The following is a 21,293-nucleotide window of genomic DNA, read 5'->3' on the forward strand; positions in this document are numbered from 1 at the left end:
GACTGGCGGGATTACGCTTACCCGTACGTTTCCACAGTTCGCAGAGCTAAGTCATAACACATAATGATACCATAAATCTTCATATAAAATAACCCCGTAATCTAAAACATGCCTTCATTACACAAAAAAGAGCGGAGGAACATTCCCCCGCCCTTCTCTGCTATAAAAAATAAAACTAATCTACGATTTCAGCAGTGTCGCCATTGTTGGCACCTGCAGCATTCGCTTCGTCGGTATCGATGTGCATATCGAGCTTAAAGCTGTCGGATACACGTGCAATCACGTTTTCCAGTACCAGGCCGCGTTCACCGCCAAGGCGAACTTTGAGCAATTGCTTGTCAGCAATCCCCCAAGCTTCCGCTTCGGAAGTGTGGAAGTGAATGTGACGGGCTGCAATGATTACGCCAGTCTCCAGTTCAACCTCACCGGCTGGTCCTTTAAGAGTAATGCCTGGTGTTCCCTCAATATGTCCGGATTCGCGGACAGGGGCTTTCACACCGAGGCTGAAAGAGTCGGTGCGGGAAATTTCGAGCTGTGATGCCGGACGGGCAGGTCCGAGAATTCTAACTTTGTCGAATTTGCCTTTGCTGCCGATAACGGCTACTTGCTCGTTTGCTGCGAATTGTCCTGGTTGGGAGAGCGGTTTGAACTCAGTCAATTGATAACCTGGGCCAAACAATGCTTCCACGTGCTCCTGCGTAAGGTGAATATGCCGGGCCGACACACCTACGGGTACAGTCTTGCTCATTGTAAGTCACTCCTTGTATTTTCTCTAGTATCTGTACAAGCCACTGAACATTATACAACTTCTTACCCAAAAATAAAAAGGTCAGGCTCACATTAAGCATGGATTTTTCGACATTTCTCCGACAATTCATCTCATTTCCTCCGTCATGGTCACCTTTTCGCCATTTTATTAATAAACCCGTGAAGGCAGATGTGTGTTCAAAAAACGCATGGCATTGCCATGCAGCCAGCCTTTCACCTCATCCTCGGGATAATGCTTCAGCAGCAGATCGGCCAGATCCGTATATTTTCCGGGATGCTCCAGTCCTTCAATCCAGGCATCAATACCGTCGAAATCCGACCCGAACATCAGTTGCCGCGATCCGCCCAGACTGCAGACATGCTCGATATGCTTCAGAAGATCATCTGCCTTGGCCCCGCCCCCATTACGGACAAACCAGGGAACAAAGGTCAGCCCGATCCGTCCATCCATGGCTGCCAGCGCTTTAATCTGTTCGTCACTCAAATTGCGGGGATGGTTACACACAGTAGCCGCATTGGAATGGGACGCAATAAAGGGGCGTGTACTGCGCTCAGCCAGCTCCCAGAACCCGGCCGGAGAGAGATGGGACACATCCAGCAGCATTCCGCTGGTATTGCACCATTCGATGAGCTGCCTGCCTTTTTCCGTAAATCCGCCGTTTCTTGACTCCAGTACCCCATCCGCCGCCCAATTCGCATAATTCCAGGTGATCCCAAGAAATCGCACACCAAGCTCAAACAGCAGCTCTGCATAAAATAAATTCCCTTCCAGGCCGTCGGCACCCTCAAGCGAAAGCATCGCCCAGGCCTGTTCCGGGGCAGGCGTTATAACCGCCTCTTCTTTCCAGCGAAGCCACCGCAGGCCCTCCCCGGTGATAACCCGTTTGCGGAACAGCTCAAGCTGACCGAGTATCCTTTCAAACCCGGGTTTTCCCAGAGTCCCGGACAAATAGACCGCAAAAACCTGCAGTCCCACATTACCCGCCGCCAGCCGCTCCGCTGTCACATCCAGCCGATGATCGTTATTAAAATGTATGTCCGGTTCCGCCTGCAGCTTGCTCAGTGCATCACAATGAAAATCCGCAACCTTAAATTTTGCCGCTGTCCCCATGTCATCCCCGCTTTCTCTGCTATACACATTAGACCGCCGTTCACATGCTGCAGGTTTCCCAGCCTTTACAATTACAGCCTTCAGCCGCCTATATAATCAGCATATGCCTTCAACCCTCCCCTTTTCCCGGAACAGCAAAAAACCTGTTTACCTAAGTAAACAGGTCCATCAGAAAAAGTTCATAAATTATCTGGGTTCCACAATGAGTTTAATCGCCGTCCGGTCCTCCCCGTCAATTACGATATCCGTAAAAGCTGGAATGCAGACCAGATCAACACCGCTTGGCGCGACAAATCCCCGGGCGATGGCAACTGCTTTGACTGCCTGGTTCAGTGCTCCTGCTCCAATAGCTTGCAGCTCGGCCGATCCACGTTCACGAAGAACACCTGCTAATGCACCGGCAACGGAATTCGGATTGGATTTAGCTGATACTTTTAATACATCCATAGTAAGTACCTCCCCTGGGAAAATGATGGTGTTCTTCCACTACTGTAGATGTTATTCGCGGGAGAAGAAATAATTCCTTCTTTTTGCGGACTACGCTGGAGAAAATGGTACAAAAGATACTCTTTTTCGATATAAAAAAGATCATACTTTATCCAAAAACGGTGATTTTTCCCGAATGTCCTACTACATGATATCCAGGCCTAGCTCATAACCCACTCATCTTCACGCAAACGAATCTTCTCCAGACGTGTCGCTTTACCTGTAGCCTCGTCAATCTCCGCGAATAACCCGTTCAACTGCCATTTACCTTCGTCTACCACAAACCTCGACGGGAGCTGGGTAGTGAATTTATAAAGGACCGCATCCTTTTCCATACCCAAAATCCCTTCCCTTGAACCAACCATGCCCGCATCGGTCAGATAAGCGGTTCCGCCTGGAAGAATGACATCATCGTTGCTTTGCACATGCGTGTGGGTGCCGACTACAATAGATGCCATGCCGTCCATAAAATAACCCATGGCAATCTTCTCCGAAGTCGCTTCGGCATGAAAATCAACGAGAATGCATTTGTGGGTACGGCGCAGCTCTTCCACAATTTCTTCCCCTACCCGGAACGGGTCATCAATCGCCGGCAAAAAGGTGCGTCCCTGCAGATTGACAATCGCCAGCTGTTTGCCGTTGCCTTTAACCACCGTATACCCTCTGCCCGGGGTTCCCGGCGGAAAGTTGGCCGGTCGGATCATCCGCGCCTCATCGTCTATAAATTCAAAAATATCCTTATTGTCCCAAGTATGATTACCCAATGTAATACCGTGTACACCCCAATTAAAAAATTCATTGGCTATTGCTGAGGTAATTCCTCTGCCAGCGGCTGCATTTTCACCGTTAACGATGATAATATGCGGCTGGTATTTGCTCTTTAATGTCGGCAGCATTTCCCGCAGAGCCTTTCTGCCGGTATTGCCTACAATATCTCCTATAAATAAAACTTTGATGTCATTCTCCTCCTAACATTAACTGCTCTGACTAACCTTTTTTTCTTTGTTTCGCGGGAAAGAAAAAAGGCCCCGCAGGGGGGGCCAATTTCCTTGCTTATTTTGCGTATTCCACAGCCCGTGTCTCGCGGATAACGGTAACCTTGATATGACCCGGATAATCCAGCTCACTCTCGATCATCTTCGTAATGTCGCGTGCCAGACGGAAGCTTTCCGCATCGTCGATCTTCTCAGGCTGCACCATCACGCGAACCTCGCGGCCCGCTTGAATTGCATAAGACTTCTCGACGCCTTCGAAGCTCTCGGAGATCTCTTCCAGCTTCTCCAGACGTTTGATGTAGGTCTCCAGTGTCTCACGGCGTGCGCCAGGACGTGCTGCTGACAAGGCGTCAGCTGCTCCGACCAGCATAGCAATAACCGAAGTAGCTTCGCAGTCTCCGTGGTGGGACGCGATACTATTGATAACCACCGGATGTTCCTTATATTTCTTCGCAAGCTCAACGCCAATTTCAACGTGCGAGCCTTCCACTTCATGATCCAGCGCTTTGCCGATATCATGGAGCAGCCCTGCACGTTTAGCAAGCACGATGTCTTCCCCAAGCTCACCGGCCATAAGTCCAGTCAAATAAGCAACCTCCATGGAGTGCTTGAGTACATTCTGACCATAGCTCGTACGGAATTTCAGACGACCCAGGATCTTGATCAGATCCGGATGCAGACCATGAACGCCAACCTCGAAGGTGGCCTGTTCACCGTACTCGCGGATCCGCTCATCCACTTCTTTGCGGGATTTCTCAACCATTTCCTCAATCCGTGCCGGATGGATACGTCCATCGGCAACCAGCTTCTCAAGTGCCGTACGGGCCACTTCGCGGCGGATCGGATCAAACCCCGACAGAATAACAGCTTCCGGCGTATCATCGATAATGAGATCAATACCTGTAAGAGTTTCCAATGCCCGGATATTACGGCCTTCACGGCCGATAATCCGGCCCTTCATCTCTTCATTCGGCAGAGTTACCACAGATACCGTTGTCTCGGCAACGTGATCAGCTGCACAGCGCTGGATAGCCAGTGTAATGATTTCGCGGGCTTTCTTGTCCGCTTCCTCTTTGGCCTGCTGTTCAATTTCCTTGATCATCTGCGCGGTTTCATGGCGAACTTCCTGCTCCACATTGCTCAGAATGATACTTCTGGCATCATCGATGCTCAGGTTGGAGATACGCTCCAGCTCGGTAACCTGATTCTTGTAAATAACATCAATTTGCTGTTGTGTTTCGTCAATTCGTTTCTCTTTGTTAGCTACTTGTTCTTCTTTTCGTTCAAGCGATTCCATTTTTTTATCCAGTGATTCTTCCTTTTGCAGCAAACGTCTCTCTTGCCGTTGGATTTCATTCCGGCGTTCACGAGTTTCTTTCTCAGCTTCAGTACGGATTCTGTGTACTTCATCCTTAGCTTCGAGTACCGTTTCCTTCTTCAGCGCCTCAGCGTCTTTCTTCGCGTTCTCCACGATGACGAGTGCTTCTTTCTCTGCGCTTTGAATCTTAGCTTCTGCAAGGGATTTACGAATAAAATAACCGAATCCAAAGAATATTGCAGCTACAACGAGAACGATTATGACCCAGATTGCAGGATGCATCTGTTCACCTCCTCGTTGGTTCCTCCAAGGAACTTGCCTTGGGAATTGTGCAGTTGTTAAACTATCCGTTCATCACCATACAAAAAACCGGTAATACACCGATTGCCATACTGCACATGCTGCACATGCACACTGCCCGCCTTATCCGGCGATTACATTTCATATGAGTTGTACGCGAACCGGCTACCTAAGAGTCTGCTTTTTGGGAAGGAAAAAGGATTCTTAGTTTATGCCGATTCATGTTATATTTTATTATTTATAAAAAGACATTGTCAAGAGAGTCGATAACGCCATTAAAGTCAAGAGAATGTCAAGCGGTTCACTCAAACTCGTAAAACTCGTCATCATAGCCTTCCGTGTTCTCTTCCTCACGCAGAGTATTCAATACCTGCCGGACCACTTCACCCGGGTAACCGCGCCGCATCAGGAAGGCACCGGTCTTTCTGCGCTTGTCGTTCATATCCCCGCGGATCATGTTCCACTTCTTGCGCCCGGTCTGCAGTGCGCTCTCCAGTTCTTCTTCAGGCGAAATATTGTCCAGCGCTTCCGCGATCAGCGATTTGTCGATTCCCTTCTCCCGCAGCTCCTGGCGGATCCACAGCTTGCCCTTACGCTGGTTCGTTATCCGCTGTTCTGCCCACTGCTTCGCATACAGGGGATCATCAATGAAACGTTCCTGCTGCAGACGCTGCAGCACTTCTGCAATTATAGTCTCTCCTATTTCTTTCTCCCTTAAACGGCGGGCCATTTCCTGGGCCGTCCGCGGCTTGCGCTCCAGGTATCTCAATCCCTCGACATAGGCCCGCTGGCGCTCATCTGCCACTACGATCTCCTCAAGGTCTTCCTTGATGAATGAATTCCCGGAGATCATCCGGTATTTAATCATGACATCCTCATGCACAGTCATGTTATAGGCACCGAAATGTATAATATAGCGGTGGTCCGACTTCTTCTGACGCTCTACCTTAGTTATTTCCAGCAGTTCACCGTCCGGAAAATCCGCCAGTGCCTGCACCTCCTGATCTTCCGGCTCAGGATTAAGTTGAATTACCATAGGTTCGTTCACCTCTCACTCTAACGATATAAAATGTGATCCTCCCACAAAGCGCGGCTTATACATGGATGCTGACTCAGGTACTTTGCGGAGCACTCAACTATCAATAAATAAGCGCCCTGCTGCAATCTTACACAGGGCGCTCAATATTAATTAAACGTATTATTCAATTTCAAGCAGCAGGTTTTCTTCTTCCTCTTTCTCAGCTGCAGCCTCAGCTTCCGAAGGGGCAGCAACAATGGTGGTCAGGTTGCTTGCTTCACGGATCTTGTTCTCAATCAGCAAGGCAATTTCCGGATGCTCCTTGAGGAACTGCTTGGCATTCTCACGTCCCTGGCCAAGGCGTTCGCCTTCATAGGAATACCAGGCTCCGCTCTTGTTGACAATGTCCATTTCCGTTCCGATATCGACAAGGCTTCCTTCCCTCGAGATGCCTTCACCGTACATGATATCAACATCTGCCTGTTTGAAGGGAGGAGCTACCTTGTTCTTCACGACTTTGATCTTGGTACGGTTACCGACTACATCATTGCCCATCTTGATGCTCTCTACACGGCGTACATCAAGACGTACCGAGGAGTAGAACTTCAATGCCCGGCCGCCCGGAGTCGTTTCGGGATTACCGAACATAACGCCGATCTTCTCACGCAGCTGGTTGATGAAGATGGCGATCGTGTTGGATTTGTTGATCGCACCGGACAGCTTCCGCAGAGCCTGGGACATCAGACGGGCCTGAAGACCAACGTGGGAATCCCCCATATCGCCTTCAATCTCCGCCTTAGGCACCAGTGCCGCCACGGAGTCAACGACAATAATGTCTACCGCACCGCTGCGCACAAGTGCCTCAGCGATCTCCAGCGCCTGTTCTCCTGTATCCGGCTGGGACAGCAGAAGTTCATCAATGTTGACGCCAAGCGCGTTGGCATATTTAGGGTCGAGCGCATGTTCCGCATCGATGAAGGCAGCTTGTCCGCCAAGCTTCTGTACTTCAGCGATAGCATGCAGGGCAACCGTTGTTTTACCGGAAGATTCCGGTCCATATACTTCTATAATACGTCCTTTTGGAAGTCCGCCAATACCCAAGGCAATATCAAGTGCCAAGGCTCCGCTTGGTACAACTTCCACTTTCATGTGATTGGATTCACCCAATTTCATGATCGAACCTTTACCAAATTGTTTTTCTATTTGACGAAGCGCCATATCCAGCGCAGCACGACGATCTGACAATCAGACCACTTCCTTCACTTGTTTATAGTAATATAATACCGTGTTTTAGAGGTCTTGCCAAGCTTTTTTTCGAACATACATTCGTTTTTTTTGACCGCAGGCGAAAGATACCCTTTTATTGTAAGCCCCCTTTCCTGATGAATGTACCATACATAGTCATTAACCAGCCGGTGTAGCAGACTCACAATTACAGGCTAACTGCAGCCACAAAAACAAAAAACCGCAGCAAAAGGTTCACTATGCCACGGTTCTTCCGTATTTACAATTATATACCGCCCTGCGGAACTATTGCAAGGCTGATCCTTCAAGCGGTGTCTCCACCTTGCGTTCCTCCAGCCTGCGCCACAGACGGTACAGCAGCGCTTTGACAGAGCGCAGCCGGATGTTCTCGCGTGTTCCTTTGAGGTTAAGCTCAAAGACCTCTGTCTTGTGACCGCGTTCGGCCAGGCCGACGTATACCAGCCCGACCGGCTTGCGCTCCGAGTATCCCGGTCCTGCTACCCCGGTAACCGATAGTCCGAAGTCGGTGTCTCCCAGCATTCTGACCTGCTCCGCCAGCACCTCAGCAACCTCGCGGCTGACAGCTCCAACGGCATCAGGACCTTCCAGATAAGAGGCAGGCACGTTCAGCAGCTTTTTCTTAATTTCGTTGGAGTAGCAGACAATACCGCCCTTGAACATGGACGCGCTGCCCGGAATGTTCGTGATGCTCTCCATTAACAATCCGCCGGTGCAGCTCTCGGCTGCGCTGAGCGTCAGACCGGCATCCGCCATCCAGTCCACCAGCAGCTGCTCCAGCGGCACATCGATATTGGCATACATATTCTCCGGCAGGATTGCCTTGATCTGCTCCTCCAGCACATCCAGCTTCAGCATCGCTTCCCGTTCAGAAGGCGCTTTGGTGGAAATCCGGACCGTCACCTCACCTTCCTTGGCATAGGGGGCGATGGTAGGATCGGTCTGGTTGCGGATCAGATCTATCAGCTTGTCCTCCAGCAGCGATTCACCGATACCCGCGAACTTGAGCATCTTGGAGTAGATCGGCATTTCTGTAGTGAGGGCATGCTGCAGCAGCCAGGGCTTGACTTTGTCCGTAAACATCGGCTTCATCTCACGCGGAGGTCCGGGAAGCACAATGTAATATTTACTCTCATGGGCAAAAGCAAGGCCGACGGCGAGGCCGATTTCATTCGGAAGCGGTGTAGTTCCCTCAATAATAACGGCCTGCTTGCGGTTATTCTCGGTCATAACTATTTTACGTTCATCGAAGAATCTCTGGACATGATCCATCGCAAGCTGGTCTATATGAAGTGAACGTCCAAGCGCTGCTGCCAGCGCATCCTTGGTAAGATCATCTTCCGTCGGACCGATGCCGCCGGTGAACAGAATAATATCCGCCCGGCTCCGGGCAATTTCAATCGCCTCCTGGATCCGGCTCTTATTGTCCCCGACTACAGTCTGAAAATAAACATCAATCCCCATCGCGGCCAGCTCAACTGATAAAAACTGGCCGTTGCTGTTAACGATTTGCCCAAGCAATAGCTCTGTGCCGACGGCAATAATTTCTGCTTTCATAGCTGGCGTTCTCCTCCTGATGATAATGTGGTGACTTGTTAAGGATTAGGGTTAGGCATTATGAAGCTCCAGCAGTTCCTTGTTCTTCACAAAATAATCGATCCCAGAGTAAATGGTGATCAGAGCCGCCGCCCAGATTGCAATGTCATCCAGCGGAATGCTCACGAACTGGAACGGGAAATTGTTAAGCAGCAGCAGTGAGATGGCTACAATCTGCGTCACTGTTTTTATTTTACCCCATTTGCTGGCAGCCACCACTTTCCCTTCCAGAAGCGCAACCTGGCGCAGTCCGGTAACCGCAAACTCGCGGCTGATGATAACGATGGCAATCCAGGAATCACATCTGCCCAGCTCTACCAGCGAGATCAGCACTGCGGATACCAGCAGCTTGTCCGCAAGGGGATCAAGCAGCTTGCCGAGATTGGTAACCATGTTATATTTCCGGGCAATGTACCCATCTATCCCGTCTGTACTGGCGGCTAGCAGGAAAATTACGGCTGCGATCAGATGATTAATGGAAAGCTGGAATGATCCCCAATGAATCGGCTCGGGATAGAACTTAAAATCGACCAGCAAAAAAAACATCATAATCGGGATAAGACAAATACGTGCAAGTGTAATACGGTTGGGCAAATTCACTGAAGTTCCTCCCCTGATCCATCCTGATTCCAAAATATGTAGATAAAAGACCCCGCTGCGGCAGTTACGCAAACACTGCGGGGTGCATGAGCTTACTTTAAATTGTTAAACTGCAGATCCAGCGGCAAATCAGCTTTGCGCAGCATTTGGATAATTTGCTGCAGATCATCACGGCTTTTACCGGTTACACGGATGGTATCTCCCTGAATCTGGCTTTTCACCTTCAGCTTGGAGTCGCGGATGAGGATATTGATCTTTTTGGCGTTTTCCTGATCAATGCCCTGCTTAAGGCCCAGACGCTGACGGACTGTGCCCAGTGCAGCCGGCTCGATTTTGCCGAAATCCAGATTTTTGAGTGTGATTCCGCGTTTGACCATTTTGGATTGCAAAATATCAATGACGGCATTCAGCTTATATTCATCCTCGGAGGCAATGATAAGCGCGTCCTTCTCCAGCTTCAGACTGCTTTTGCTGTTTTTGAAGTCAAAGCGGTTATCAATTTCCTTCTCCGTCTGGTGAACCGCGTTGGTTAATTCCTGCATATCCATTTTGGATACGATGTCAAATGAACTTTCCGAACTCATTCTTCCACGTCCTTTGCTTACAATTATTCTTTTCTATTATATGAGAAAGGGCACATGAAGTCTAATTATGGAAGGAAGCTGCCGGGCATGCAAGAAGAAACGGCTGCGCCGCCTGTAAGGCGGCACCCGTTTCTGTGTATAGCATAAGATTATTCCCGTCCCCCGGCATATCCGTTCCCGGGAGACTTCTTCACTGACCTTATCTGCTGCGTGCGGGAGCCCGGAACATATCCAGAATTCCCAGCACAATATGTGCCAGTCCAAAACCCAGAATTCCATAGCCCCAGGCGCTCGGTGTCAAATAATACCCGAGAAGGCTGACAATAATGCCAAGCCCGGTAACAATCCAGCTGACAGTCATGAGATACACCTCACTTTGGCGTAAGAACTGTAAATCATTCTTATGTTCTCCAAATTACCAAAGTCTATGCAGGGCAGGCTTTACTCGCCTGTATTCTCATTTCCCGCAGTGCCTTCCGTTCACTCAGTACCGCCGGAAGCAGCGCTGTCCAATTCCAGAAGGAGACGGGAAGAGGTTTTGCCATCCGTAATCTCCTGTCCGTTCACGGTAATGGTGGTCGCCGGAGAGTATCCGGATTTGATGTACATGCCTTCCGCACCCAGCGTAAAGCTCAGGGAATCACCAGCTGCTGTATTCCCGAAGCTGAGCTTCTCGCCCTGGGAATTCTTGCCGTTGTAAACCTCAAGCCAGCTTGTACCAGTAGCAGCAATCTTAACCTCCACAGGAGTCCCGGAGGATGCAGTTACTTTAAAGATTGTGGTCTTGCCTGATTTGCGGTCCTCAGTAACCGTCACCGGGCCTGCTGTCGGCGAAGGTACAGGTGTAGCAGTCGGCGCAATCGTAGGCGAAGCTGTTGCAGTTGCCGCGCTGTCTCCGCCCGCTGGCGGAGAATTGCTGACGATTCCGCCGCCGACGGCAGTCGGCGAAGGCTGGATCTTGGACGGATCCTGCTGCTCATTCGTTACATTGGACGAATCTACCGTTTCGGGATCGGATTGGTTCATATTTGAGGAAGCATACCAGTAAATCACCGCGATAATCAGGACCGGAAACGTCCACATCAGGACTGTCGGAAGCCATTTGGCATTCCTTTCCGTCTCCGTCCTGCGGCTGCGCTTCTGGATCACCGTTTCCATCGTAGTATCTACAGGAGCCGCCGGAACATTGCCGTGCTCTTCCATCAGCTCGTCCGGATTAACTCCGACAGCTTCGGCATAGGTTTTGATAAAGGCCCGGACATAAAAGCTTCCGGGAAGCACTTTGTAATCCCCCGCTTCGATGGCTTCTAAATATTTTTTGCGAATCTTGGTTACTTCCTGGACATCGTCAAGACTCATCCCCTTTTGCAGACGCGCCTCTTTCAAATGCCGGCCCAGTTCCGACATACCATCACCTCCTAAAAGTTTTGTGAGCAATACTTCAATGATTTTTAGCTTCGTACAAAACTCGCTTCGAAAGCATACGCATAGTTTTGTGAGCAATACTTCCACGGCTTAGCTTCGTACAAAACTCGCTTCGGAAGCATACGCTTATTTATAGATCATCACTGTAGCTTGTCGTAAACGACTCGTACAATATTTCTTCTGCAGGGTTGTTGCGCAGCTCGATAATGATATCGAAATCATCGAAGGTATACTCGGATTCCCGCACAAAAATATCCGGGTGCTCAATCACCTTCGTGCTCGGCATGCTCATGACCTGCTGCAGCAAATTGTAATGCTTCTCGTTGGAGCGGATTGTACTGACAATGCCGTCAATAATGAAGACATTATTCGGATTCATCTCATCCTCTGCCAGCTGGCTGCGCACTGTCTGTCTAAGCAGTGTAGAAGAGACAAAAGTCCAGCGCTTCTGCGCACAGACGCTCCCCGCAATGATCGACTCTGTTTTGCCGACACGCGGCATACCTCTAAGTCCTATAACCTGATTGCCTTCCCTTTTAAACAATTCGCCGAGAAAGTCGACAAGCAGCCCAAGCTCATCCCGCGTGAAGCGGAAAGTCTTGCGGTCATCCGAATCCCGGTCAATATATCGTCCATGACGGACAGCCAGCTTATCCACCAGACGCGGGGAGCGCAGAGCCGTAACCGTAATATTATCCACCTTTTTGAGCATTTCACCCATTAGCATAATTTTCTCGTCGTCGCTGGTTTCCAGCAGCATCCCGCGGGTCTTTCCTTCAACACCATTAATCGTCAGAATGTTGACTTCCAGCATACCAAGCATTGAAGCGATATCACCAAGCAGACCAGGTCTGTTCTTATGTATCTTGTACTCCATGTACCACTGTTTATATTCCACTGATTCGCACCTCATAGATTCCTTTTCCCTGTAAGTTGCCATAACCTCAAAAAAACCGGCTTCGGCATAGCTTCTGAAACACGGGTCATGTTAATGATATATAAAATAAAAATGAAAGGCAAGGACACTGTTGTAATAATTGCAGAAAAGCTCCCGCTATGGGGAGCTCCTTCCGCTTGCCTATGCGTTTTTCTTCGCCAGCTTGACCATGAGGGAAGCAATGGTATGCTTCTCATCGTCCGTACCGACATCCCACAGCTCTTTGATCGCCCGGTTGGAGTAGTTGCCCGGATCGACTTTTTTGTCGAGGAATTCCCCGATTTCAAAAGCCAGCTTGGTGATGGTTTCTTCACTCATCCCCATTTTTTCAGCCTGAATGACCCGTTCACCCAGAAAGCTCTTCCAGGTATCAAAGTTCTTTACTACGGATTCTGTTGACATCTTAAATCCTCCTTCATGGTTACGGTCCGGACGCCCTGTTCAGCCGTCAGCCGTCTTACGTGATGATTTAAAAGCAACAGTATTAATATGTCTCGTACGTGCTGTTCTTATGCTGGAGATTTCTCCAAGCCGCTCGGAAAACAGATACGCTAAGTAATCCAGCCGCCGTTCGGACTGATCACCTGGCCGGTGATATAACCCGATTCGGGCAATGCCAGAAAATAGACAAGGGAAGCCACCTCTTCCGGTGAGGCAAGCCGGCCGGCCGGAATTTCTTCCTCCAGCATGCGCAGATCCTCCTCCTGAAGATTATTAAGCATCGCTGTATTCACGGCCCCCGGCGCCACTGCATTCACCGTCACTCCCGAAGGGGCCAGCTCCTTGGCCAGCGCCTTCGTAAAGGCGTTGACGCCGCCTTTGCTTGCGGAATAAGCCACCTCACAGGAGGCGCCGGAAATGCCCCAGACTGAGGATACATTAATAATCCGTCCAAAGCGCTGCGAGACCATATATGGCATAAAGATCTGGCTGCATAAAAAGGTTCCCTTGAGGTTGACTGCCATCACTTCGTCCCATTCCTCTTCCGTGACATCGGCCAGCATCCCGTAATGGGCCTTTCCGGCATTGTTGACCAGAATATCCGGCAGCATGCCGCTGCTTTCCAGACGTTCAGCCATACGCAAAAGCTGGCTGCGGTCCTTCATGTCCGCAGCCACAGTCATCACCTTTGCCCCCATTGCCAGGCAGCGGCGGGCAACATCATTTGCCGCTTCATGTGAATTCATATAATGAATAACAATGTTCATGCCTACAGAAGCAAAGCGCCCGGCGATGGCGCCGCCGATTCCCCCGCTTCCTCCCGTTATGAGCACGGTCATCTCATTGATTGGTTTGCCGCCCTCTCCCGTTAACGCCATTAAGGGCTCACCACTAGCGATACGCTAAGCTGTTCCCAGTCAACATGGGCACGGAGACGGGCATTGACCTCATCCAGTGTAATCGATTCGTAGACCGGAAGCACTTCAAACAAATCACCGCCGCGGAACTGATAGCGCGTGAATTCATGGGCGATGCTCTCCGGCGAATTCAGCATGCGCAGATAGCCGCCGATTTTCTTTTTGCGGGCCCGTTCAAAATCCTTCTCGGCAAAGCCGGAAGCAAGCACCGCATTTACCTCTTCCTTGATCCGCTTCAGCAGCAGATCCGGGTCCTTCGTATCTCCGCCGACCGCCGAGAAGGCATATTGCGGGGAGCTGTTGAATTCATGGCCGAAGCTGTCCGAAATCAGCTCTTCATCGTACAGCTTCTGATAGAGCGCCGTGCTGCTTCCGAACAGCAGGTCGAGCATCAGCTTCGTTGTCAGGTCACGGCGTACCGCTGCTTCCCCGGTCAGCCCCTCCGATTTCTCCTTGAATCCGAACAGGCATTTCGGCATTGATACAGCAAGCCGGCTTTCTTTATGTTTCTGTGCTACCTGGGCAGGCTCTTCTTCAAAAATACGTGTAATTTCACCCTGCTTGTCATAGGCCTTGGCTGCCTGGTTGCTGCGGACCAGCTCAAATACCTTCTCAGGCTCTACACCGCCGACAACGAACAGCAGCATATTGCTCGGATGATAAAAGGAGTTGTAGCAGGTGTAGAGCGTTTCTTTGGTGATCGTAGCAATGGAATCAATCGTGCCGGCGATATCAATATGCACCGGATGCTTGGAATACATCGCCTCAATTAATCCGAAATAGACGCGCCAGTCCGGATTATCGGCATACATATTGATTTCCTGCCCGATGATGCCCTTTTCCTTCTCTACATTCTCATCCGTAAAGTAAGGACGCTGCACGAAATCAATCAGGGTGCTAAGATTGGTCTCAATATTTTCGGTTGCCGAAAAGAGGTATACCGTCTGGTCAAAGCTGGTGAAAGCATTCGCAGAAGCGCCGTTGGAGGCAAAGGTGGCAAAAATGTCGCCTTCCGGCTCCTCAAACATTTTATGCTCCAGGAAGTGGGCAATCCCGTCAGGTACTGTTGTTTCATCGCCGCCGGCTACTTTGAAATGATTGTCTACAGAGCCGTATTTGGTCGCAAAGGTGGCGTAGGTTTTTTTGAACGCCGGTTTGGGCAGCACATATACCTGCAGCCCGTTATCCATAACCTCGTGATACAGCGTTTCCTGCAGCTTGTCGTAATGAATTTGGTTCATCTGCTATTCCCCCTTCCCTGTCAGGAAATAAATCGTATCCAGCTGGAAGGTGTCGGCAGCCGCCTTCACGTCTTCAGCCCCAATTCCGTCCACTTGTGCAAGCAATTCCTGCGCTGAACGGTCTTTTCCGGACAATTGGCGGTTAAAATCAAACGATATCAGCTCAAATGCAGAGTCCTGTATCTCGGACAACAGGTTGCGGATCATTGCTTTGGTCTGATTCAGCTCCAGATCGCTGATATTTCCGGCCTTCAGCTCATCGAGCTGTTTGCGGATAATGTCTACGGCCTTGCCGTAATTCTGCGTTTCGATCCCTGACTGGATGGTGCCGATACCCTTGTGGCCGTCATAGCGGGAGGATGCATAATAGGCCAGACTTTCCTTTTCACGGACGTTAACAAACAGCTTGGAGTGCGGATACCCGCCGAGAATCCCGTTGTACATCAGCGCTGAAGCATATCTGTCATCTGAGTAGGTTATGGAGGTGCGCAGACCCATGTTGAGCTTGCCCTGGTTGACATCCAGCTTTTCTTCCACTGTGCGGACCTCTGAAACAGCCACCGGCTTAAAGTTGGAGCTGTAGCCGGCCGTTTCCTTGTGGGCACGGCCAAAATGGCGGATAACCAGCTTTTCAACTTCTTCAGGTGTTGTATCGCCAACCACATACAGATCAAGAATGGCGCCGTTCAGCCATGCTGTATAAGATTCATACAGGCTCTTGGGTGTAATGCTGTCCAGGTCGGCTCTCTGGCCAAGCGGATGCAGACGGTAAGGCTCCTGCCGGCACATTTCCTCGATGCAGCGTTCGGCGGCGTAGCGGATTTTATCGTTTACGATTGCCTCCAGCTTCTTGCGCACCGTTTCGCGTTCGGTTGCCACATAGGAGGCACGGAAGCTTCCATCCTCCAGCAAAGGCCGGGTCAGCACCTCACCAAGAAAGGCAAACGACTCGCCCAGCAGACTTTCCTTACTCTGTACAAAAGAATCGTTGATCGTGTCCATCCGGAACTGGACAATCTGATAATCGCCCCGTTTGTAGACGTCAAAGCCGAATCCGGCTCCGTAAAGCTCTTCCAGCCGCTCGCGGAATTGCATGGTCTCCGGGTAAGTGGCTGTGCCTCTGCGGAGGACAAAAGGAGCCAGCGCTGTCGGTGTGACTGTGCTCTCATCCAGAGGCACTCCGGCATAGAGGGAAATGGCGAAGGTTTTAAACGCCTTGGTCGGCAGTACATGGATGCGCATGCCTGCAGCGTTGCCATGTTGAAATCCATTATTTGTCAAGTCCAAAACTCCTTTACGGCGTGGATAGATGCAGTACTATTTAATTTTATGAAGTATTATCCATTCTAAACCATTCCAAAGTAAGGAAGCAACCGGCAGAAGATTTACCGGTTGCTTTAAGTCGTTGTATAGTCTTACATGCAGAAGATATGCTCCCCGATCGTAATGACCTGCGGCCGGGTCCAGATCCATTTGGAGGTCGCTGTTTTCGGGTTAAAATAATACAGGCAGCCCCCGGAAGGGTCCCAGCCGTTAAGCGCCTGCTGAACGGCTTTGCGGGCCTGTTCATTCGGCTCGAGATAGATCTGTCCGTCCGCTACTGCCGTAAAGGCTCCCGGCTGAAAAATAACACCGGACGGCGTATTGGGAAAGCTCGGGGATTTAACCCGGTTCAGGATTACCGCAGCCACCGCCACCTGTCCCTCAAACGGTTCCCCGCGTGCTTCACCGTATACGGCATTGGCCATGATCTTCAGATCATTTTCTGACAAGCCCATGGTGTTGCCGGAGGATAATTCTGCAGTTGTATTTGTTTTGCCGGTATTGCCTGTATTGCCTGTCTCTGCGGCCGTGTTGTTGCCCGTATTCTTTTTGGCTGTTGTGGTTGAAGGTTCTGTCGGCTTCCATGCTTTGGTCGCATTATACAGCTTCAGCTTTGTTTTAGCCCCGACAACGCCATCTGCCTTCATCCCGAATTTCCACTGGAACCAGGTTACCGCATTTTTGGTCTTGGCACCAAACTGACTGTCAATCTTTCCGTCATAGTAACCGAGATACTTCAGTCTGCCCTGCAGCTCATATACATCCTGACCTGATGATCCAACCTTCAGCGGAGTCGTCCCGAAAGCCGGCAGCGCCTCTTCCCCGGAAAGAGGGCTAACGGATTCCGTCTGCTGCTGCGGATTGGCGTAGACATCCTGGTCTTTGAAAAGGACTCCCGCAAACGGTGCGGCTGCCAGTACCAGAGTCATTAAGGCAAATATCCATTGCTTATGTTTTTTCATTGGGGTCGCTCTACCTTTCTATTGTAAGTTCAACATGGATGGCTAAAGTTATTATGACGACTGGCAGGACATCCTATGCATGGTCAGGCTGAACTGTATTATATATCCCGGGGAGACAATGCCGTGCACAGCAAAAAGCACCCTCTCCGCAAAGGAAAGAGTGCTTTATCAATAAAGTTTAAGAGCTGATCCGGTTCTGCTGATACTGCTCCAGCGACATCAGCACTTCACGCGGCTTGCTGCCCTCGTAAGGCCCGATAACCGACCGGGCTTCCATCGCATCAATCAGCCGGGCGGCGCGGGTGTAGCCTACCCGCATACGCCGCTGCAGCAGTGAAACAGATGCCTGCTTCGCTTCCAGGACGATCTGTACAGCCTGATCATACAATTCATCCTGCGGCTCCTGATCTTCTGAAATGACATCATCCACTTCAGGTACCAGCGTCTCATCGTATTCGGCTTCCCCCTGGCTGCTAACGAACTGTACGATCGACTCCACCTCCTGGTCGCTCATGAATGCGCCCTGCACACGTACCGGCTTGGAGGCACCCATAGGGAGAAAGAGCATATCGCCGCGTCCCAGCAGCTTCTCTGCACCCGGCATATCGAGAATGGTCCGCGAATCCACATTCGAGGATACGCCAAAGGCGATCCGTGAAGGGATATTCGCTTTGATCAGGCCGGTAATAACGTCAACGGATGGCCGCTGGGTAGCGATGATGAGGTGAATGCCCGCAGCACGCGCCATTTGCGCCAGACGGCAGATTGCGTCTTCCACATCGTTTGCTGCAACCATCATCAGATCGGCAAGCTCGTCCACGATAACAACAATGTAGGGGAGAATTGCCGCAGGGTTATCCTTCATCAGATTATTGTAGCCTTCCACATTGCGTGTTCCCGATTTGGAGAACAGCTCATAACGCTTCTCCATCTCGACCACAATCTTCTTCAGGGCCAAACTGGCCCGTTTCGGATCGGTAACTACGGGAGCAAGCAGATGCGGGATGCCGTTATAGACATTAAGCTCAACCATCTTGGGGTCGACCATCAGGAACTTAACCTCGTCCGGCTTGGCTTTGTATAAAATACTGGTAATGATCCCGTTGATGCAGACTGACTTCCCTGATCCCGTAGCCCCGGCAACGAGCAGATGGGGCATCTTGGCCAGATTGCCGACAATGGTCTGTCCGGAAATGTCGCGCCCAAAGGCAATGGACAGCCGGGATTCGGCATCCTGAAAAATCTGTGTTTCCATTACTTCACGCATCGTTACAACTGAAACCTCCGGATTAGGCACCTCGATACCGATAGCCGATTTGCCCGGAATCGGAGCTTCCATCCGGATATCCTTGGCTGCAAGGGCCAGCGCAATATCGTCGGTCAGATTAACAATCCGGCTGACCTTAACCCCGATATCCGGCTGGATTTCATACCGGGTTACAGCAGGCCCGCGAACCACCTCAAGCACCTTGGCACGGACGCCGAAGCTCTCCAGTGTCGCCTCCAGCTTGCGGGCAGTCTGCATGTAATCGTTCTGGTCACCCGCTTTGCCGCTGCCGTTCGGTTTGGACAGCAGCCTGAACGGCGGAAGCTTATATGGCTTGGGCGGAGGCGGAAGCGGCGGAGCCGGAGCAGGCTCTCCGCTCTCAGACGTAGCCAGCAGGCCCTCAAGATCTACCGTGACATCCTCATCCGGCACATCATCTGTACCAGGCTGCCGGGGGGCTGCTGGAGTGCCTGGAGCACCTGTACTGCGTGCTCCTGCACTGCGCGCGGCAGGTGAAAACCCGCCCCACTCTTCCCGCTCCTCCTCACTTAGCCCTTCAGAACGGATATGCTCGAAGAAGTCACGGATGATCGGAGTTACCAGCTCCGGCTCCAGATCCCCATCGGCAAATTCAGATTCAGGCCTGTCCTGAACAGCATCCACGCTGTCTGTTTCAAATCCTGAAATCACCGGAGATACAGGCCTACCCGGATCCGGCGTCTCGTTGCCGCCTGCTTCAACAGATCCGGTGGACCCGGATCCGCCAAGCCAGCCGCCGATCCGGCGGAAGAACAGCGGCTGGCTTCTTCTTGGAAGAGACGGCTCGTCCTCTTCTTCATCATCCTCGTCATCGTCAGGAGGCGGCGGTGCAGAAGACCTGCCGCCTCTGGACGTACGGGGTGAAACCGGAACCGCAGCCGGGCGGTTGGCCGCTCTCTGCCTGAGATTCTCCAGCAGCTTCACGGAGCGTACCCGCAGCAGCGAGAACAGCTCCACATAGGAGAGGTTGGTAACCAGCATGAAGCTGATTGCCAGCATTACGATCATAATCAGCTTCGCACCCAATGTACCGAACAGCCACAGCAGTGCTGCGAACTCCAGCGCGCCAACATATCCGCCGCTGATATCCTTGCCCAGCAGATAGACACTGCTGTCATTGGTACCGGGCTTCAGCGCACCGGATAGATCATTATGTATTTGCGCCAGCACATTGCCGGGATGCAGCATATTAATAGGTCCCAGCTTCTGCTGCATGGCCGAGATCGAACTCATAAGGCATAAGGACAGGACCAGCATTACCGCACCGGTATAACGAGTGTTCCAGCCGGACGGCCACTTCCTGTGTATCATTACCATCAGGCCGTAGATAATGCCGACGACCGGCAGGACAAAATAAAATCTCCCCAGCAGGTATCCCGCCATACTGGACAGAGACCGCCCTACGGCAGCTTCGCCGGACAGGGCAATTACCGAAATGGTAATGAGCATAATACCATAAATTTCATATTTAAGAACGCTGCCGATTGTCGCTTTTTTCTTAGACTTTCTCTTTCTCCGTTTAGCCACGCCAGCCACCCCCGGCAACATTATACCATATAATGGCGTGGCGTACCTATGTTCTGTTCTGTAAAAAAATGCAACTTAATGGAGCTCCGTTATTTATCGTAATCGACAACTGCACCGGGAGCGAACGCCGGATCAAGATACTTGTCCAGCGGACACTGAAGCAGGCGGACAATCCGTGCCTGCCTGCCTGCCAGCGGCTCTACCTGCATCAGCATTCCCCCGATTGTCACTTCCTGCAGCTGCTGTCCGTTACTGTAAGCCCCCTCAAACATTTGTTCAAGCGGCACAACGGTATAAAAGGTCATTGCGGCAGGCCTCCCTGTGCATGCTCACCGGCTCCTGCAGCCGGTACTCTTGTACCTGCAATCATCCGGTTTAAATGCGCCAGGGCGGCGCCGATTCCGCCAACCTCGTCCATCAGCCCGAACTTAACCGCATCATACCCGCCTACCGCGGTACCGATATCACGGTTCAGCTCCCCTGTTTTGAACATGAGATCCTTGAACATCTCTTCACTGATCCGCGAATGGGAGGTGACGAACCGCACCATCCGCTCCTGCATCCGTTCCATGTATTCAAAGGTCTGCGGTACGCCGATCACAAGCCCGTTCATCCGGATCGGATGAATGGTCATCGTTGCGCTTTCGGCAATGATGGAGTAGCTGGATGCTACGGCAATCGGCACACCGATGCTGTGTCCGCCTCCGATAACCACCGTAACCGTAGGTTTGGACAGGGAGGCAATCATTTCGGCAATAGCCAGTCCGGCCTCTACGTCACCGCCGACAGTGTTCAGAATTATCAGGAGGCCTTTAATATTCTTGTTCTGTTCTGCCGCCACAAGCTGCGGAATAATATGCTCATATTTCGTCGTTTTATTATGCGGCGGGAGCACAAAATGCCCCTCGATCTGGCCGATGATCGTCATGCAGAAAATATCCGGCTCTGCGCTCGGCACCGCCGTCTGGCCCAGCTCTTTGAGCATATTTACGGCAGGCGCGACTGCTTCAGGAGCAGCTGTCCCGGTTTCCTCCGGCTGGACCTCCGCGTTGCTGATGCCCGTATCCAAACCTTGCTTCTTATCCACTTGCAGCTCACCCTTTCCGCTTGCAGCTCTTATAATGCTGCAGCCATACTGACTGCACTTAGTATGACATTTACGGTGAGCAGCTTAT

21 protein-coding genes are annotated in these 21,293 nt (G+C 51.1%); all 21 read right to left on the reverse strand.

All coding sequences use genetic code 11. The features are described 5' to 3' along the window. Positions 1–175: 175 nt before the first annotated feature. Positions 176–748 carry a phosphate propanoyltransferase gene (pduL, locus tag M2108_RS10475; protein WP_090713538.1) on the reverse strand — a complete coding sequence of 191 codons (573 nt, stop codon included), beginning with the start codon at positions 746–748 and terminating at the stop codon, positions 176–178. Positions 749–916: 168 nt separating this feature from the next. Then, positions 917–1,879 (reverse strand): dipeptidase, encoded by a 963-nt coding sequence (locus M2108_RS10480; protein WP_277469504.1) that lies wholly within the window; start codon positions 1,877–1,879, stop codon positions 917–919. A 186-nt stretch (positions 1,880–2,065) separates the two neighbouring features. Then, the gene (locus M2108_RS10485) at positions 2,066–2,326 is read right to left on the reverse strand and encodes a stage V sporulation protein S (protein ID WP_068723905.1); all 261 of its coding nucleotides are present in this window, start codon (positions 2,324–2,326) and stop codon (positions 2,066–2,068) included. 200 nt (positions 2,327–2,526) lie between these two features. Next, the gene (locus M2108_RS10490; RefSeq protein WP_277469505.1) at positions 2,527–3,321 is read right to left on the reverse strand and encodes a TIGR00282 family metallophosphoesterase; all 795 of its coding nucleotides are present in this window, start codon (positions 3,319–3,321) and stop codon (positions 2,527–2,529) included. A gap of 97 nt (positions 3,322–3,418) precedes the next feature. Next, on the reverse strand, positions 3,419–4,960 hold the full coding sequence (gene rny, locus M2108_RS10495) for a ribonuclease Y (RefSeq protein ID WP_277469310.1): 1,542 nt from the start codon (positions 4,958–4,960) through the stop codon (positions 3,419–3,421). 319 nt (positions 4,961–5,279) lie between these two features. Further along, complete coding sequence (locus M2108_RS10500) at positions 5,280–6,014, reverse strand: regulatory protein RecX (protein WP_277469311.1); 735 nt, start codon at positions 6,012–6,014, stop codon at positions 5,280–5,282. Between the two features lie 162 nt (positions 6,015–6,176). Continuing rightward, complete coding sequence (gene recA / locus M2108_RS10505) at positions 6,177–7,241, reverse strand: recombinase RecA (RefSeq protein ID WP_277469312.1); 1,065 nt, start codon at positions 7,239–7,241, stop codon at positions 6,177–6,179. Between the two features lie 285 nt (positions 7,242–7,526). Beyond that, entirely contained in the window at positions 7,527–8,816 is a 1,290-nt protein-coding gene (locus tag M2108_RS10510) for a competence/damage-inducible protein A (protein WP_277469313.1), read from the reverse strand. A gap of 51 nt (positions 8,817–8,867) precedes the next feature. Then, positions 8,868–9,455: a CDP-diacylglycerol--glycerol-3-phosphate 3-phosphatidyltransferase gene (gene pgsA, locus M2108_RS10515; protein ID WP_068723915.1), complete on the reverse strand. Its 588-nt coding sequence runs from the start codon at positions 9,453–9,455 to the stop codon at positions 8,868–8,870. A 92-nt stretch (positions 9,456–9,547) separates the two neighbouring features. Continuing rightward, entirely contained in the window at positions 9,548–10,039 is a 492-nt protein-coding gene (locus tag M2108_RS10520) for a YajQ family cyclic di-GMP-binding protein (RefSeq protein WP_068723917.1), read from the reverse strand. 199 nt (positions 10,040–10,238) lie between these two features. Continuing rightward, a complete protein-coding gene (locus M2108_RS10525) occupies positions 10,239–10,400 on the reverse strand; it encodes a hypothetical protein (protein ID WP_167347618.1) in 162 nt (53 codons plus the stop codon). A 119-nt stretch (positions 10,401–10,519) separates the two neighbouring features. After that, the gene (locus tag M2108_RS10530; RefSeq protein ID WP_277469314.1) at positions 10,520–11,446 is read right to left on the reverse strand and encodes a helix-turn-helix domain-containing protein; all 927 of its coding nucleotides are present in this window, start codon (positions 11,444–11,446) and stop codon (positions 10,520–10,522) included. Positions 11,447–11,594: 148 nt separating this feature from the next. Further along, complete coding sequence (locus tag M2108_RS10535; protein ID WP_068723918.1) at positions 11,595–12,377, reverse strand: DUF3388 domain-containing protein; 783 nt, start codon at positions 12,375–12,377, stop codon at positions 11,595–11,597. 165 nt (positions 12,378–12,542) lie between these two features. Continuing rightward, complete coding sequence (locus M2108_RS10540) at positions 12,543–12,803, reverse strand: DUF3243 domain-containing protein (RefSeq protein ID WP_042177468.1); 261 nt, start codon at positions 12,801–12,803, stop codon at positions 12,543–12,545. A gap of 149 nt (positions 12,804–12,952) precedes the next feature. Next, on the reverse strand, positions 12,953–13,720 hold the full coding sequence (gene ymfI / locus M2108_RS10545; protein ID WP_277469315.1) for an elongation factor P 5-aminopentanone reductase: 768 nt from the start codon (positions 13,718–13,720) through the stop codon (positions 12,953–12,955). Continuing rightward, the gene (gene yfmH, locus M2108_RS10550) at positions 13,720–15,000 is read right to left on the reverse strand and encodes an EF-P 5-aminopentanol modification-associated protein YfmH (protein ID WP_277469316.1); all 1,281 of its coding nucleotides are present in this window, start codon (positions 14,998–15,000) and stop codon (positions 13,720–13,722) included. The genes ymfI and yfmH overlap by 1 nt, the downstream gene beginning before the upstream one ends. A gap of 3 nt (positions 15,001–15,003) precedes the next feature. Next, the gene (gene yfmF / locus M2108_RS10555) at positions 15,004–16,281 is read right to left on the reverse strand and encodes an EF-P 5-aminopentanol modification-associated protein YfmF (protein ID WP_481856890.1); all 1,278 of its coding nucleotides are present in this window, start codon (positions 16,279–16,281) and stop codon (positions 15,004–15,006) included. Between the two features lie 134 nt (positions 16,282–16,415). Continuing rightward, on the reverse strand, positions 16,416–17,285 hold the full coding sequence (sleB, locus tag M2108_RS10560; protein WP_277469317.1) for a spore cortex-lytic enzyme: 870 nt from the start codon (positions 17,283–17,285) through the stop codon (positions 16,416–16,418). Between the two features lie 178 nt (positions 17,286–17,463). Further along, entirely contained in the window at positions 17,464–20,118 is a 2,655-nt protein-coding gene (locus M2108_RS10565; RefSeq protein WP_277469319.1) for an FtsK/SpoIIIE family DNA translocase, read from the reverse strand. An 89-nt stretch (positions 20,119–20,207) separates the two neighbouring features. Beyond that, positions 20,208–20,423: a YlzJ-like family protein gene (locus M2108_RS10570; protein ID WP_277469320.1), complete on the reverse strand. Its 216-nt coding sequence runs from the start codon at positions 20,421–20,423 to the stop codon at positions 20,208–20,210. After that, positions 20,420–21,205, reverse strand: a complete 786-nt coding sequence (locus M2108_RS10575; protein ID WP_481856891.1) for a ClpP family protease — start codon at positions 21,203–21,205, stop codon at positions 20,420–20,422. The genes M2108_RS10570 and M2108_RS10575 overlap by 4 nt, the downstream gene beginning before the upstream one ends. Between the last annotated feature and the right edge of the window lie 88 nt (positions 21,206–21,293).

It is taken from the genome of Paenibacillus sp. PastM-3 (assembly GCF_029893965.1).
Classification (GTDB): Bacteria; Bacillota; Bacilli; order Paenibacillales; family Paenibacillaceae; genus Paenibacillus_AQ.

Bases quoted from the DNA above. Each gene is read 5' to 3' on its own strand.
- M2108_RS10525 (WP_167347618.1), bottom strand. From the start codon at position 10,400: ATGACTGTCAGCTGGATTGTTACCGGGCTTGGCATTATTGTCAGCCTT.
- sleB (WP_277469317.1), bottom strand. From the start codon at position 17,285: ATGAAAAAACATAAGCAATGGATATTTGCCTTAATGACTCTGGTACTG.
- M2108_RS10500 (WP_277469311.1), bottom strand. From the start codon at position 6,014: ATGGTAATTCAACTTAATCCTGAGCCGGAAGATCAGGAGGTGCAGGCA.
- M2108_RS10570 (WP_277469320.1), bottom strand. From the start codon at position 20,423: ATGACCTTTTATACCGTTGTGCCGCTTGAACAAATGTTTGAGGGGGCT.
- M2108_RS10535 (WP_068723918.1), bottom strand. From the start codon at position 12,377: ATGAGGTGCGAATCAGTGGAATATAAACAGTGGTACATGGAGTACAAG.
- pduL (WP_090713538.1), bottom strand. From the start codon at position 748: ATGAGCAAGACTGTACCCGTAGGTGTGTCGGCCCGGCATATTCACCTT.
- rny (WP_277469310.1), bottom strand. From the start codon at position 4,960: ATGCATCCTGCAATCTGGGTCATAATCGTTCTCGTTGTAGCTGCAATA.
- M2108_RS10485 (WP_068723905.1), bottom strand. From the start codon at position 2,326: ATGGATGTATTAAAAGTATCAGCTAAATCCAATCCGAATTCCGTTGCC.
- ymfI (WP_277469315.1), bottom strand. From the start codon at position 13,720: ATGGCGTTAACGGGAGAGGGCGGCAAACCAATCAATGAGATGACCGTG.
- M2108_RS10530 (WP_277469314.1), bottom strand. From the start codon at position 11,446: ATGTCGGAACTGGGCCGGCATTTGAAAGAGGCGCGTCTGCAAAAGGGG.
- M2108_RS10520 (WP_068723917.1), bottom strand. From the start codon at position 10,039: ATGAGTTCGGAAAGTTCATTTGACATCGTATCCAAAATGGATATGCAG.
- M2108_RS10540 (WP_042177468.1), bottom strand. From the start codon at position 12,803: ATGTCAACAGAATCCGTAGTAAAGAACTTTGATACCTGGAAGAGCTTT.
- yfmH (WP_277469316.1), bottom strand. From the start codon at position 15,000: ATGAACCAAATTCATTACGACAAGCTGCAGGAAACGCTGTATCACGAG.
- M2108_RS10510 (WP_277469313.1), bottom strand. From the start codon at position 8,816: ATGAAAGCAGAAATTATTGCCGTCGGCACAGAGCTATTGCTTGGGCAA.
- M2108_RS10480 (WP_277469504.1), bottom strand. From the start codon at position 1,879: ATGGGGACAGCGGCAAAATTTAAGGTTGCGGATTTTCATTGTGATGCA.